Raw genomic sequence first — 15,849 nt, forward strand, 5'->3', positions numbered from 1 at the left:
ATCCGTCGCCGCGCGCCAAAGTGCGGCCGCGCGAGTCTCACGAACAGAATTTCGTGTTCCCGTCCCTGCTGGCTATCGGGAAAATGTCCGCTGCAGCCAGCCTTGAAGCCGCCGCCACAGAGACACGGAGTCTGTCTGAATGCGCACCCGCCCCGTGCCGAACAGCTGCGTCGCACCAGCTTCTTCGGAAACGATTCGAATCGTCACCTCATAGACGACCTCCGCCGGGCGGAACTTCGCGCCATTCGGAATTGCAGCAGCCAGACGCGCTGCGACGATTTCCGAAGGCAGCTCATCGGCAGCGCGCGGAGCGACGCGTTCCACAATCCCGCGCTGAGCACCGGCACCGGTTCCGACGGAAAGGAACTGCAGAGACTGCCCCGGTCTGACGGTGTCCAGTTGGTATTCCGAAACGAAGGCGGCCACGTGCGATGACGTTTCCGGTTCGCCGACATAACCCAGCAGCGTGCCTCGATTGATCCATGATTGTCGGTTGAGATGTTCGAGCGGCAGGCCGGACCAGTGTTCGGGCAGGTCGTCATCATCATGCGTCGGCGTTACTCGGGGCGGCAGCAGCGTCCCGCTGATGGAAGAGCGAATCGAGAGCGCGGCGTACTCGGAATTCACGTTGTCCAGCGTTCCCTGCACTGCCAGCATCGATTCACGCAGCGCCGGGACCAGCGGTGAGCCGGCCGTCTGCGGATCGCGAAGTATCGCTTCCAGCCGGAGCCGGCTTTCTTTCAATTCGGCCTGCAATTGCTGCTGACGCTGCTGCAGGTCCGGATTGCGGAACTCCGCCAGCACGTCTCCGGCCTGCACGGTGTCGCCGTAGTTGGCAGCAGCGAAAACCTGTCCCGGCAGAGAGGCGTACACCGGCACCGCGTCCGGTAACACGATCGCCGGCGCAATCACCGAATGAGGCAGCGGGATCGCCGCCAGAGCGATCAACACCGGCAGCGCCAGCAGTATTCGTCGCTTCGCGGAAGAACGGAATCCGCGCGTGCGGTGGTGGCCGATCAAAGCGCCAGAAAACGCGGCAACCGGAGTGACAATAAACGCGAACAGCACCGCGACGGAGATCCCTGCGGTGACCACCCGCAGATTCCATTCGCGACCGACGGTCTGCAGCAGCTTCAGAATCGCGATCGTTAATACCGTTCGATAGAGCAGTGACAGCACTCCATAGCTCAGCAGGAAACCGTGACGGTCGTCAGCCGGTTCGTCGCTGCCCATTTCCCCGGCAGTCAATAATCGCTGAAAAAATGCCTGCACCGTCGCGGACGCTCGCTGGCCGAGATTCGGCAGATTCATCCAGTCCGACAGCAGGAAGTATCCGTCAAATCTCAGCAGCGGATTGCCGTTGAACAGCACGGTATTGACCGAACACACAATCATTGTGTTCAGCAGCACAGTTCTTGTCAGTCCCGGCGCAGCGAAGAACCACAGAATCGTGCAGACGGACGCCAGCACCAGTTCGACGACCAGACCGGCAGCCGTCACCAGCAGCCGCTGACGTCGAGGCAACAGCCAGGCGTCGGTGACGTTTGTGTAAAGCACGGGAGTCATCACCAGCAGCATGATGCCCGCTTCATGGCATTCGGCCCCGAAGTGCCGGCATGTGAAAGCATGACCCGCTTCGTGCAGCACTTTGACGATAACAAACACCAGCAGCATCAACGGCAGATTCGCCGGCCCCAACAGCGTGCCGATATGTGGAAACGAATCTGTGATTTCGTCGAATCGCAGCACAACAAGGACAGCGGCGATCGCGGTGACAGAAATCATCACAGCAACCGCCGCCGGCTGAAACAGCGGTTGCACGACCGGCATCACAGCGTCCAGCAGTCGTGTCGGATTCAGCAGCGGAATCCGCAGCCGCAGCAGTTGCAGCACCGGCTTCACGACAGCACTGACCAGTGCGGCTGTCGTTGCGGATGCTGTTTTTGTCGTGGATGCTGTTTTCGTAAAGGATGGCGGTGCGGCTGACGCGGAAACCGTGGATCGCAGCAACTGCCGAGCCGCAAGGTGCCTCAGAAACCCGCTCAGTTCTTCAATCGAAATCCCTTCGCCGAGTCTGGTGACGTGCTGCAGCAATCGCGACGCGGTCACCCTTCCGTCCAACTGGTTGAAGATATTGAATTCCAGGTCGTTCAGAACGACGTATTCCAGCGTCAGCGGATCCTTCAGCACCCATCCCTCTGATTCATGGCGTCGCACGATCAAATCCGATCGTTTGCGCCAGGGAATTGGATGTATGGGACGTTCATTCATGATTCGACACGTCGATAACACACGGCTCAGCGTGAACGCACGCCGCTGGCAGGATTCAGTGTACCAGCGCCGTCCCCCGGGTCAGGTCGTGTGCCGCTGTGCCAATGTCTTAAATGTTGGATGGCACCGGCACAAGCACCGGCACAAGGCGGATGGCACCGGCACAAGGCGCGGCACCGGCACAAGGCGCGACACACGTTGATGGGCGATTAAGGCCCAACGGGCCGGTCGTTCGTCCAGCCTGGGACGACGTCCCAGGAAACGGGTGCGACCGTAACCAAAGGCCCAACGGGCCGGCAGTTCGATTTGTCTTCGTGAGGCGGTTTGTCGGCGGAATGGTGTGGGCGAATCTCACGTGTCGAATGGACGCCTCAACGTGGCGTGGATTACCCGGGGCGATGCCGCAGGCTGGGAGAACTGCCGGCCCGCTGGGCCTGAACTGCGACTTGACGGCTGGGTTCTCGCCTGCGCGGGAATGACGGGAATCGCGAGACTGCGTTCCCGCCTGCATGGGAATGACGGAAATCTGTCCCACGCGCCAAACTCAGTCACTCCCATTCGATCGTTGCTGGTGGTTTGCTGCTGATGTCGTAGACGACTCGATTGATGCCGCGGACGCTGTTGATGATGCGTGTTGAGATGCGGCCAAGGACGTCGTGGGGGATTGGGTACCAGTCGGCCGTCATGAAGTCTTCGGTCTGGACGGCCCGGATCGCCGCGACGTTTTCGTATGTGCGGTCGTCTCCCATGACTCCCACGGACTGCACCGGAAGCAGCACAACAAAAGCCTGCTTCACTTCGCGGTACAGTTTCGCGGCGTGGAGTTCCTCGATCAGGATCGCATCGGCTTCGCGGATGATTTCGAGCCGTTCTTCGGTGATTTCGCCAAGGCATCGCACGGCCAGGCCGGGACCGGGAAACGGATGCCGCCAGACCAGAGTTTCGGGCAGCCCCAGCTTCAGCCCCATGCGGCGGACTTCGTCTTTGAACAGATCCCGCAGCGGTTCGATCAGTTCGAATCCCAGCTCTTCGGGAAGTCCTCCGACGTTGTGGTGAGATTTGATTGTCGCGGCCGGACCGTCGACATTGGCTCCGCTTTCGATCACGTCGGGGTACAGCGTTCCCTGAGCCAGAAACTTCGCGTTTTCGATCGATTTCGCTTCGTGACGGAAACAGTCGATGAAGACCTTACCGATGATCTTTCGTTTCTGCTGTGGTTCTGAGACACCGGCCAGTTCCGATAGAAAGCGTTCTCTTGCGTCGACGACGTGCAGGTCGGTTTTGAAGTGGTTGCGGAACTGTTCTTCCACCTGCCGTCGTTCGTCTTTTCGAAGCAGGCCGTTGTCGACGAAAATGCACGACAGTTGTTCGCCGATAGCTTCGGAAATCAGTGCCGCCACGACTGACGAATCGACTCCGCCGGACAATCCGCAGATAACCCGGTTTTCGCCGACAAGAGTGCGGATGTTTTCCTTTTGTTGTTCGATCAGCGACGTAATTCGCCAGGTGCCTTTGCAGCCGCAGATGTTGTGGACGAAGTTGCCCAGCAACTGCCCGCCGAAGTCCGTGTGAGTGACTTCCGGATGAAACTGCAGCCCGAAGATCGGTCGCTGAGTGTGACGCATGGCGGCGTTGGGACATGTTTCGGTCGTCGCCAGAGATTCGAAGTCACCGGCCAGTGAGTCAACCTGGTCACCGTGGCTCATCCATGCCGTAAACGTATCGGGAATGGCTTCGAACAGAGGATGGTGCTTCTTGACGCGGCAGGGCGCTCGTCCGAATTCACGGGAAGTTGCGGGAAGAATTTTTCCGCCCAGAGTCTGACTGACGACCTGCATTCCATAGCAGATACCCAGAATAGGAATGCCGAGTTCCAGAATCTTCGGGTCAATCGTCGGAGCACCTTCGGCGTAGACGCTGGCGGGTCCGCCGGACAGAATCAGTCCGCGGGGATTCAGTTCGCGGATGCGTTCGGCGGTCAGGTCATGGCGAACGATCTGGCAGAACACATTCTGGTCGCGGACTCGCCGAGCGATTAGCTGAGCCGTCTGGGATCCGAAATCCATAACCAATACGGATTCATCCTGAGCCTGGGAAAGCGCTGGCGCGCCGGCTGCGTCGGGTCCTGTCGAGGATTTCGCCATCGTGTTTCTGCTGTCGCCGAGTTTGGAAAAACGCGGCAGCTTAGCACACGACAGGCGATTCTCAACGCCGGTTCTTCAACTGATCTTGGCCCGAATTTACCGTCGGCGGTAGAATGCCGGCGTCGCGTCAGGGATGACAGTACGCGACGTTCGAAAGTTTCAGCGGCGAAAAGCAGGAGGCGAGTCGTGAGGCACGTAGCAATCATCGGATCGGACACCGTTGTCGGCCATGCACTGGCGACGCAACTGGAAAAGTCCTGCCGGATCACGTCGCAAACCCTGCGGCCCGGATCCCTGCCGGGAGCTGGGGCGAGCGGCATCGGACCGCATGATTCCGGATACTTTGAAGCCGGTGCCGACTGTGTGGTCTTCTGCGGTGAAGCATCCCGATCATCGTGGGATCCGGAATTCGGAGACCTGTCGACGGACGAACACCACATTCCGTCCTGTGCGTCCGCCGCGGCCGAAAGCGGGATACCGCTGATCTTCATTTCCAGTGACGCCGTGTTTCGCGGACCGTGGATGTTTCACGACGAATCATGTGACGCCTTCGATGGAACACGCGTCGCCGTGCGCCTGCTTGAACTGGAACGCTGTGTTCTGAGTGCCGGTTCGAATCTTGTTGTTCGCACGAACGCGATCGGCTCAACAGGACACGGTGATACCTTTCTGGACAGCATCGTCGACGCGGCTTTGACCCTGCAGCCGTGCGAACTGAATTCGACGACATGGTCGACTCCGATTTCCGCGGCTCTGCTGGCGGCGATGTTTCCCAAACTGCTGAAGCATCGCCTGACCGGACTGCTGCACCTGTCCGGGGCGGAACGAGTTTCGCCGTGGAGTTTCGCGGGTCACCTGGCTGCCGAAATGGGCAGCCACCGAAGTCTGTTTCCACCGGCGACCGACGCGATTCACCGCACGGAACGGTCGCTGCACTGTGCTCGTGCCAGACAAGACCTGTCGCTTCGCATGCCCGCGATGAAGCAAACACTGGACGCACTGGTCGACTGTATGCAGATCGGGCTGCCCGAGTTGATCGCCGCCTGAATCGACTGCTTCGGAATGCAATTTCTTCGAAGATGTGGCATCCGGTGCCCGGATCCCGCAGAGAACGCGGCTATCGTGCTGCCTGGATCACCTGAATCTGCGGGCGAATCTTTTCGCGGCGAGCTTCCACGACAGCTTCCGCTCGATTGAATTCCGCTTCCGCCGCGGGCAGCTTTGCCTGAGCGTCCGTCAACTGCTGTTCCAGCGGAGCGATTGCCGCCATGAGCTGCGGAATCGCCTGCTGATTTTCCAGGATTTTCTGCTGAGTCGCGGTGATCTTCTCTGCAGCGGCCTGGATGGCTGACTTCGTGGCCTGGATGGCTGCATCCGTTTCCGCCACGAGCTGTTTCCGCTGAGCCAATTGCTGTTGCTGACCGGCGACGGCTTTCGCGAGCGCTTCGGCCGATTGTTTGATGTCTTCGTCGTTCGGCAGAACCGCTGCCGCCTGGTTGATCTGCTTGACGGCGGCCTGCAGTGCAGGAACGGCCTGTTCGTGCTTTGCAGCCTGTTCCGCCTGAACGACTTTTTGCTGTTCCGTGGCTGCCAGTTTTGCGGTCAGCGCATCGCTGTTCTGCTTCGCATCCGCGATCGCAGCTTCACCGGTGGAGATCGCCCGCTGAGTTTCTTCGAACTGTTGCTGTGCTGTCTTGAGCGCGGCTTCCGCTTCAAGTGCGGCCATGCGCGCCTGTTGCAGCGTGTCCCGCTGCTGTCGGAGAACATCCAGTTCGTCGCGCAGCGCGATGTACTGGTTCCACTTTTCGATCTCCGCCTGGCCGTCGCTGAGTAACTTCTGAGCGGCACTGTCGGCGGTCTGCGCGGCGGCGAGTTTTTCATCGAGCGGTGCGAGTGCTGCGGTGAGCTGTTCGACCGTTGACGCAGTCGCGGCGGCCTGCTGTTCGGCCTGCTGAACGCTTTGAGTGATCGACGCAGCGGACTTCTGGTGTTCCGTAAGTGCGACGGATGCCGTTTCCAGGCCTGCTTCCGTCTGCTGCAGTTCCGTATTGCGGGCTTCCGTCTGCGTCTTGAGTTGTTCGGCAACGGCCTTGAGTTGTTCATCGGCCGGAATCAGTTCTGACGCCTTGCCGGCCGTTTCCGCGGCGGCGGTCAGATCCGGAATGGCTTTTTTCAGGGCCGCGATGCGTTCCTGACTGGTTGTGATTTGCTGTTGAACGGTGGTGATCTGCTGCTGAACATTCTTTAGCGAAGTCTGCTGTTCCGCCAGCGCGGTCTGCGCTGCCGTATGTGCCTGCCTGGCGGATTCAATCTGCTGAGCGTGGCTGTTTCGCTCTGCGGTTGCCGCGGCGACGGCCTGCTGTGTCTCCGACTGTTGTTGATTCAATTCCGGCAGTCGTCCTTCCGCCGCCTGCAGCCGGTCTTCCAGCGCCGGCGGGTTCGTCGTCAGGTTGCCAATCCGAGCTCCGTCGGCGGCATTCCAGACGCGGATTTCTCCCGTCCAGTCGCCGGCAATGACGCGGTTGGATTCGTCGCAGTGAGTCACCTGCAGGGCCAGATCTCCCAGCGCTTCGAAGGCGAGCAACTGGGCTCCGTTCTGATCCCAGAGTTTCGCGACGTTGTCACGACCGCAGGTGACGAGGCGCCCATCGCGGCAGAATTCCAGGCCAGTGACGCCGCCGCCGTGAGCGTCCCAGGACTTGATGTTGCCGCCGGCTTCCATTTCCCACAGCTTGACGCTGCGATCCTCGCTGGCGGAGGCCAGAACATTGCTGTCGATCCGCCAACTGAGAGCATTGATGCCTCCCTTGTGCCCGGCCAGATTCAGGTATTCACGGCCGGTGAACGCTTCCCACACGAACAAGCCGCCGGCACGGTCCGCCGTGGCCAGCAATACACCGTCCGGACTGAATTCCAGCGAATGGATCCAGTCCGTGTGTTTCGTCACTTCGTAGGCCAGTTCGCCGGTCTGAGTGCTGTAGACTCGCACGACTTTTCCCGGTCCGCCGAGCGCCACGAACATCTGGTCGGAACTGATGTCCGCGGCCAGAACTTCGTCGAGTTCGTCACCGACTTCGATCACACGTTCGCCGGTCCTGATATTCCAGACGACAGCCAGACCCTTTGAGGCACCGTGTCCTCCGCCAGCCAGCAGCAGTGCTCCGTTACGGCTGAACTTCAATACCCGCGCCTGGCCTTCGGGGAATGGAAGGACTCCCAGCGGTTCCAGCGTCTCGCTGCTGAACAGAATGACCTGCTTCTGTCCGGCGACAGCAACCAGTTTAGCCCACGGGCTGGTGGCCAATGCGGGTACCGCCGTTGTTGCCGACGTATGGACAACCGGCGCCAGATTCAGGACATCCGGCATCGGCGGCGGGCCTTCCGGTCGAGTGTCCGCGGCGCCGTCGATCGCCAGACTGACAGCCGGCTTCTTCGGCAGCATGACTTTGCTGGAGGCCGTTTCCGGCGCGCCGGTGTCGATCCATTTGCGAATCGTGGCCAGCATGTCATCCGGCAGCCGATCCGATTCCGGCGGCATGTAGGGTTCCAGGTCATGATTGATCAGGCTGAACAGATAGCTGTCGCCCGCGCTGCCCGGTGTGACTGCCGCACCGGAGGCTCCGCCCTGCATCAGCGTCGTGTACGTCGACAGGTCCAGGTCGGATGTCTTTTTGTTGGTGCTGTGGCAACTGAAGCACTTCTGCCGCAGGATCGGCTTGACGTGGTCTTCGTAGTTGACCTTGTCATCGGCCGTTGCCGTGCATGCGAACCCGGCGAACAGAAGCAGCGTGATGTTTCGGATGGGGATCATAATTGGCTCAGAGAGGTTTGAGGCTCTCGGGATCGAAAAGGTTATTTCGCCGGTTTTCCTTTGTGCGCGATTGGCCCGGGATTGACGACTACTTTCCCACTGGCCAACTCCAACTGGAGTGTCGTTGGCGGGAGTCAGTAGAATCCGCGGTTGTTGTATCCGAGATAGAAGACGCTGACATAGGCGGGCGATGTATCCGCCGAGTACCTGGCGACAACCTTGGTGATGCCATCGTAGACAGTGTAATCGGTACCAAGAGATTCATCGTGAATTGTCTTTGGTTCGGGGTATTCAATCGTGCTCCTGATCGGCTGCAGACTCGCGTCCAGGAGTGCAAGTTTCAACGGACGCAGGTATGGGTGTTCTTGCTGCGAATAGATCTCAATCTGGTCCGCAATTGTTAGCTGAATTTCAATAGTGCGTTCATTCTTCGATTCCGTTGTTCGTGATTTTGCCGCGAGGACTACGGGTTCCGGTGTCTCGTTTTTCCGGATGTGATTCCCGTCAACGACCTTTTCATCAGCGACGGCTGCGGCTCCAATTCCGCCAACCAGCAGAAGAGTGAGTGTTCGGAGTTGATTCATGACTAGCTCCGCGAGGTTGTGGGCACTCAGGGAATTGAGTTCTAAACGCCGGAGGAGCGATCCTCTATTAGGACCGGGCGTCAGCCCGGTGTTTCGTCGGCGATGTTCAAAGCTCCGGGAGGGGTGGCATGATTTGGTGGTTCGACGTCGTTGTGTCACATCGTCGGGCAGAGTGTCTGTTCTCGATTGTTCACCGGGGCTGACGTCTGACGTCCGGTGCCTATGAAAGGGTCGTCCGTTCGAGACTGAGCTACATCAATGATTGAACAAGAACTCCCGTGAATTCAGCAGACTCCAGAAAATGTCTTCCAGAGGCTGCTGCGGGTTTTCTTCTTCCGTTGCAACCGCCACAAGTTGTTGCAGTTCCTCGTCCGTGGGTTTGCGAGCGAAGCAGCGGACGTACAGCTCGGTGATGATCTCTGCCGGCGTCCTGCCTTCCTTCAGCAGGGCAGGGATGAGTCCGCCCTGCTGAATCTTGCTGTTGGTGGTATCGCCGTTGATCAGGTGCAGGGCCTGAGACAGGTTCGGTTCCATCTGAACTTCACAGGAACAGACGCTTTCGCGCTTGGCGCGACCGAAAGTTGTCAGGAAGTAGGTCGATGTGTTTCCGTCGGCGATCTGGACGGCTCGCGCGCCAACCGGCAGGCCGGGGAACTTGTTGTTGGTGGACGTCACCTGAGTAATGCAGTCCAGCAGCACTTCGGCGCGCATTCGCCGGAGTTCGGCATGTGCGAAGTTGCTGTGATCGGTTTCGTTCGAGGAGTTGGTTGCCGTCGAAAGCTGATAGGTCCGTGATGCGCAGATGTCGCGGACCAGTCGCCGGAAGTCATAGTTGTACTCCGTAAATCGCCGGCCGAGTTCATCCAGCAGTTCCGCGTTCACAGCCGGGTTGCTGACTCGCACGTCGTCGACCTGATCGATGATGCCCCGGCCGAAGAAATGTGCCCAGACGATGTTTGCCAGGTTCTTCGCAAAGTACGGGTTGTCGGGAGACGCCAGCCATTCAGCCAGAACTTCGCGACGATCGCGGCCCTGAAGATCGGGAACTTCGCCGCCCAGGAACTTGGGCTGCATGACTCGGCCGCCAACCAGGTGATTCACTTCACCGCCGCCGGAGTTGAAGATGATCTGTTCGCGCGGGTCTTCGCCCTGCTTGCGTCCGATCTGTGAAAAGAACGCCGCGAAGCCGTAATAGTCGTCCATGGTCCACCGGTCGAACGGGTGGTTGTGGCACTGAGCACACTGGATGCGCATGCCCATAAACACCTGCGCGACGTTTTCGGCGGTCTTCAGGGTTTCTGTTTCCGTTTGGTAGTAGTTGGTCGCCGGATCGGAAAACGTTCCTCCTCTTGACGCCAGCAGTTCACGGACCATGACATCGCTGGGAGTATTACCGGCGATCTTTTCCTTCAGCCAGTTGAAGTACCGCAGCATCGGCTTCTGAGTGACGCGGTTGGCGATGGTGCGGATCTGCAGCAGCTCCGCCCATTTCATCACCCACATGTCGACGAATTCCTTACGGTCCAGAAGCTGGTCGATGACGTTTTCGCGTTTCTGCGGATCGGTGTCGGCCAGGAACTTTTCGTATTCTTCAGAAGTGGGCACTGTACCGGTGATGTCGATGCAGACTCTCCGCAGGAATTCCGCGTCCGTGCAGACTTCGGACGGCGTGATTCGCAGCTTTCGCAGCTTGTTGTGAACCAGCGTATCGATGTAGTTGAATTCCGGAGTCTGCGGATCTTCGTACTGCAGGCCCTTCGGCAGCACGATGAACTGTGATCCGACGGTGTGCGTTTCGAACCGGGCCATGATGAAGGCTTCGCCGCGTTCGTGGGCCGTAACAATCCCGGTTTGGGAAATCTCCGCCGCTGTTTCGTTGTTGGAACTGAAGAAGGCCAGCGATGTGACGTCGCGGTCTGTTCCGTCGGAGTATTTCGCTCTGACGGTCAGTCGCTGTGATTCTCCTTCGCCGTCCATCACCGCCTGTTTGGGGTAGAGTTCCACGGCAACGACCTTTGGAACTTCGCCCTGGTCATTGGGTGCTCCCGCCTGTAGCCAGCGGACCAGCGTGCTGCAGCGTTCGTCTTCGATATCGAAGCGTTTGCCGCCGGTGTGCGGCACGGCGCCGACGGATTTTTCGATCAGCAGGCTTTCTTCGGGCAGCGCCAGGTTGATTCGCCGGCCTGGAACCTCGCGAGTCAGCCGGAAATGGTCGCCTTCCGGATCAAATCCGAACAGAGACAGCCGGAAACCGTCCTTGCCGCGCGCGGCTCCGTGGCAACTGCCATTATTGCAACTGCTTTTCATGAACACCGGCATGACGTCCAGGCGAAAACTGATCGCCGGATCGGCGGCACTGCCGGAAATGGTGACCGGGACCTGGGCCGTATGGCCGGCGAATTGCACGATCAGTTTGGTCGCGCCGTCAGCCAGTGGATAAAAGGTCTGGCCTTCGCGTTTCAGCAGATCCGGGTTTTCGACGGTGATCTGTGCCTGTTCGGTCACGTCGTACGTCAGGCCGCTGGGCACGACGGCCTGAACAATCAGTGACTGTCGATCGCGCTGCGACGATAGCCGGATGTCGGCCGGGCTGACGATGATCGAAGATGGCTGGATGTTGTCGGCCTGTGCGACAGGTGCGGCCATCAGCAGAATCAGTGTCGAAAGTCGTGTGAGCTTCATGGTTCCTGATTTCGAATGTACGGTCGGGGTCGATTGTCAGACCCCGCTCGGCTCGTGCCTGCGGAGTCGGCGAATGACGATCGTTATGAACCGCCGGCGGCGCGGCGCGCTTCGGCTCGTTGTTTGGCTTCCAGACGAAGTTGTTCCAGACGCGTGAGGCGTTTTTCCGGCGCGGGAGCGGGAGCTGCCGGAGCCGGCGCTTCCGCGGTTGCAGCGGGCATCGGCGCGGGGGCGACGGGTTCGGGAAGCGGTTCGTCGACTCGCAGTTCTGTCCCGCCGACTCGCGCGTGAACGATTGGTTCGTTGTTCGACGTCAGCACGACCTGGCAGAAGATATTCTTGTGAGTCCCGACCGGACTTTCGCCTTCGGTCTTCACTTTGAACACCAGTTCTTTGGTTTCGGGAGTGATCTCCAGCGGTTCCGCGGTGACCTTATGCGGCAGGCCGAGCAGTGTGACCTGCGCGTTTGACGGCAGGTCCTTCAGCACCTGAACTTCCGCGACGATTTCCGTTTCGCGGCCCTTTTCCACGGCGGCCCGCTGCAGCGCCAGTCCGACATACGGTTCAGCGATTTCCAGCTTTGCCATCTGCGAAGCGGCCCATGCGGCGCCGTTGACGTTGGCGGACGCTATGGCGTACACCGGCCATTCTCCGATCGCCGCATTGCCGTTGGCACTGAGTGGATAGAAGCCTTCCGTCTGTCCCTTGGGGATGCTGATCGCGCTGGTCGCTCCGATGCCCGGCGGGCGGAAGGGGAACTGCACGGACACGTCTTCGTCCCAGCCTTCCTTTTTGTGGACCAGGATTTTGAGCTGCATCGACCCGTCACGAACAATCGGAACGCCGGGCTGCGCGATTTCGATGCTGAAGGGAAGCTCCTCAATCACAGCCACCGGCAATCGTTCGACATCCTTCCAGACGAACAGCGACTGCCCCGGCGCGGAAATGACAAAGTCGGCACGGTTGGTGAAGCGTCCGCTGATGTTGCTTCCGGCTTCGTTCAGGCGAGCTCGAAAATCCACCAGAGCACCGCTCAGCGGAGCGTCCGCGGCGGCTTCGAAGACGACCGGCATCGTGTTCAGGGCTGCCGGCATCGGCTGAGCGGTCATCGTGATGCCCGCCGGAAGCTGCATGTCTTCCAGCACCAGTTCGCCGCCGAAGTTGACTCGGCTGGCCGAAATCAGAGTCGCGAAACGATTTCCTTTGGGCACGTAGATCTGCTGCTGGTTCTGCGAGTAGCGGGCGACTCGGGGAATTCCCAGCGTCAGTTGCGGAACGATGGGCTGGAATTCCACGCGATACACAAATTCATCGCCGCCGCGGTTGAGATGGTCGTGAATCAGAATCCCGTACTCACCGTCTTCCGGCACCTGAAAACGGATGTAGCTGTCCGGTCCTCGGGCATCGTCAGCACCGGCGATTACGCTGCCGTCGGCCCTGAGGATGTACATCACCGGATCGATGGGTGATCGGATCCGGCGGCCGAAACATTCCACTTCGTAGACCTGATCCTTCTTTGCGGTGAACCGGAAATGGTCGCGGTCGCCGGGTTCGCTCAGCACGCCGTTGAAGGCTGACGGAAACTCAACCACCGTGGCTTCGGCAAACGTGTTGTTGGGTTCCGCTTCAAAGCTGTTCGGATCCGGCGAGACTCGCAGGACGTGGCCGGAAGGACTTATGCCCCGATCGTCTTCGGCAAAGACCTGAATTTCGGAACGGCCGTCATCGGGCAGCGTGAACTTCCGGGTGAACGTTCCGCCGGCGTCGCCCAGGAACGTGACGTCCAGTTCCTCACCGGCTTTGCCGCCTGCCGGAAAGACGCCGGTCGGCCTGGGGAACTGTCCGACATGCAGTCGATAGCGGCAATTGCCGTTGCCGCCGTAACCGCTTTCGCGGACTTCGATGACATAGCGACCGTCTTCGGGCACGATGATTGATGTGACGGCGTCCTGTTTGACCAGCGGCGAATCATCAACGGCGGAAAGTTCGAAGCGGTTGGAATCCAGAATCGCGATATAGGGATCGAACAGTGTCTGCCCGAACCTCATGCCTTCGATTTCCAGCGAGAGCCGCTGGCCCTGTTTTGCTTCGACGGAGAAATAGTCGACGTCTTCGTTTTCGACGACACCTTCGACGGTCACGTTTTGTTCGATCGGCTGCGCGGCGGAAAATTCCGTGTTCGGTTCCTTCTCCGCCACGGCAGGCAGGGCTCCGACAAAGAACGTGCGGTAATCGGAAATGCCGCTTCGTGTGCGTACCTGCGCCGTGTGTTCACCCGGCTCGCAGTCAGCTGCAACGCTGATGGTGGCTCGCACGATGTTGGCGTTCTTTTCATCCGGTTCGATCTTCACGACTTCGACACCGGGTTCGTAAAACAGGATTTCCTCCGCGTCGCTGAGTCTGGCGCCGTGAAACGTCAATACGTGTTCCGCGCCGCGCTGGACGCCGCGGGGCGTGATGACGCTCAGTGACGGGTCGGACGCCAGCGCCGCAGCGGCACTGAACAGAGCTGTGAGGATAAGAGTCAGGAGACGCATGGTCCGGTCTTCCATAGATTTCCGAGTCACGGGGCACCTTTCGGCGTCGAGTGGCGGAATTGTCAGAAAGCCTCGAAGGGCCGACAGTTCCCCGGCTGCAGCGAACTCACGCGGCGCGGGTGTTTGGTCACTGATCGTCGTCGATCAGCTTCGGCGGGCGGCCGCCGCGTTCGGCGACTCGTTGGTGAAAAAGGCGCTGGCTGCCCAACAGCGCGGCAGAAAACCGTGTGGAGCTTCGGGGAAACTCGACTACACCAGCAGTTCCCTGCGGACCTTGCCACCATCGACGATTTCAATCGGCCGGTCGCCGGGAGCCATCAGTTCCTTGTCGGCGACGATTCCCAGGCAGTGGTAGATCGTTGTCGCCCAGTCCTGAACGGTCAGAGCGTCATCCTGTGGTTCGGCGGCCGTCGGATCCGACGAACCGTAAACCTGTCCGCCCCGGATACCGCCGCCCGCCAGGACGACACTGAACACCTTCGGCCAGTGATCCCGACCGGCGGTGCCATTGACCTTCGGAGTCCGGCCGAATTCGCTGGCGATGCACACCAACGTATCCTGCAGGCGGCCACGTTCGTCCAAATCCGTGATCAATCGTGCAAAAGCCTGATCCAGGGCCGGCACCTGCCCTTTCATCGCGCCATCGATGTTGTCGTGCATGTCCCAGCCGCCGTATGTCAGCGTGACAAACCGCGCGCCCGCTTCAATCAGCCGGCGAGCCATCAGCATTCGGGCTCCCGCCGTATTGCGGCCGTACTGGTCTCGCAGCGCGTCGGATTCCTTGCTCAGGTCGAACGCTTCGCGCGCTTCCGGAGAACCCACCATGCCGTAGGCTCGTTCGTAAAATGTGTCCACGGCGGCGAGCGAATCGGCCTTCTGGTTTGACGTGAAGTGTTCATTCACCGCCTCCAGCACGCTGCGGCGACGAGTGAACCGTTTGTCATCGACCCCGCCGGGAAGCTGCAGGTCTCGCACGGTGAAGCCGTTGTCCGCCGGGTCGGAGCCCAGACTGAAGGGAGCGAACGACGAACTGAGATATCCGGTTCCCGCGAATTCATTCGGCTGGCCCGGAATGCAGACATATTGAGGAATGTTGTTGCGCGGTCCGAACTCGTGCGTGACCACACTTCCCATGCTGGGATACGACAGCGCCGGGCTGGGACGGTAGCCGGTAAACATGTTGTGCGTGCCGCGTTCATGAGCGGCCTCGCCGTGCGTCATCGAACGGCAAATGGCGATTTTGTCGGTGACCTGAGCCGTGTTCTTCCACAGTTCGTTGATGAAGATGCCGCCGACTTTCGTTTCGATCGAAGCCATCGGGCCGCGGTATTCCACCGGAGCATACGGCTTGGGGTCGAAGCTTTCCTGATGGGCCATACCGCCCGGCAGGAAGATGAAGATCACCGATTTAGCGGTGCCTTCCTTGCTTTCATACTGCTTGATTTCCGCCTGAGCGGACTGCAGTTTCAGATACTGCGCCAGTGTCAGACCGATGCCGCCACAGAAGCCGACATGCAGGAAATTCCGACGAGACGAACCGCGAAACATGAACTTACTCCGTGAAACGTACGGGGCCCGCTTCCTTCAACCGTGGCGTTGCACAGCAGTTGCAAAGCAAGAGAAGCGACAAGGCAGGAGGGAGGAGAGGTGGGGAAAACGCCAACACCAACGGACAACAACGTTACGCTGTCGTCCCGTTCAAGTGTCAGGACGACTTCCCGCGTTGTCAAGGGGCCGGTTGGGAAATGCCAATACCGGCCGGGCCTACGGGAGGCAGGCCGCGTCCACCAATGCTGAAGTCGTCCGGTCTGCGGCGTGGC

At 59.8% G+C, this 15,849-nt stretch carries 8 protein-coding genes; 1 reads left to right on the plus strand and 7 read right to left on the minus strand.

Annotated elements, in window-relative coordinates:
* Positions 1 to 72: 72 nt before the first annotated feature.
* Positions 73 to 2,217 carry a M50 family metallopeptidase gene (locus R3C19_15535; protein ID MEZ6061759.1) on the minus strand — a complete coding sequence of 715 codons (2,145 nt, stop codon included), beginning with the start codon at positions 2,215 to 2,217 and terminating at the stop codon, positions 73 to 75.
* Positions 2,218 to 2,819: 602 nt separating this feature from the next.
* A complete protein-coding gene (guaA, locus tag R3C19_15540) occupies positions 2,820 to 4,415 on the minus strand; it encodes a glutamine-hydrolyzing GMP synthase (protein MEZ6061760.1) in 1,596 nt (531 codons plus the stop codon).
* 186 nt (positions 4,416 to 4,601) lie between these two features.
* Between guaA and R3C19_15545 the strand changes: the two genes are divergently transcribed.
* Complete coding sequence (locus tag R3C19_15545) at positions 4,602 to 5,462, plus strand: sugar nucleotide-binding protein (protein ID MEZ6061761.1); 861 nt, start codon at positions 4,602 to 4,604, stop codon at positions 5,460 to 5,462.
* Positions 5,463 to 5,532: 70 nt separating this feature from the next.
* On the opposite strand, the gene R3C19_15550 is transcribed toward R3C19_15545, so the two are convergent.
* The 5 genes from R3C19_15550 to R3C19_15570 all read right to left on the minus strand — a co-directional run bounded on the left by R3C19_15550 (position 5,533) and on the right by R3C19_15570 (position 15,577).
* Complete coding sequence (locus tag R3C19_15550) at positions 5,533 to 8,226, minus strand: c-type cytochrome domain-containing protein (GenBank protein ID MEZ6061762.1); 2,694 nt, start codon at positions 8,224 to 8,226, stop codon at positions 5,533 to 5,535.
* Positions 8,227 to 8,360: 134 nt separating this feature from the next.
* Positions 8,361 to 8,810: a protein-disulfide reductase DsbD family protein gene (locus tag R3C19_15555; GenBank protein ID MEZ6061763.1), complete on the minus strand. Its 450-nt coding sequence runs from the start codon at positions 8,808 to 8,810 to the stop codon at positions 8,361 to 8,363.
* Between the two features lie 255 nt (positions 8,811 to 9,065).
* A complete protein-coding gene (locus R3C19_15560) occupies positions 9,066 to 11,492 on the minus strand; it encodes a DUF1549 domain-containing protein (GenBank protein ID MEZ6061764.1) in 2,427 nt (808 codons plus the stop codon).
* A gap of 83 nt (positions 11,493 to 11,575) precedes the next feature.
* Positions 11,576 to 14,029, minus strand: a complete 2,454-nt coding sequence (locus R3C19_15565; GenBank protein ID MEZ6061765.1) for a PPC domain-containing protein — start codon at positions 14,027 to 14,029, stop codon at positions 11,576 to 11,578.
* 249 nt (positions 14,030 to 14,278) lie between these two features.
* Positions 14,279 to 15,577 carry a DUF1501 domain-containing protein gene (locus R3C19_15570; protein MEZ6061766.1) on the minus strand — a complete coding sequence of 433 codons (1,299 nt, stop codon included), beginning with the start codon at positions 15,575 to 15,577 and terminating at the stop codon, positions 14,279 to 14,281.
* Positions 15,578 to 15,849: the final 272 nt, after the last annotated feature.

Source organism: Planctomycetaceae bacterium (assembly GCA_041398785.1).
Lineage (GTDB): Bacteria > Planctomycetota > Planctomycetia > Planctomycetales > Planctomycetaceae > JAWKUA01.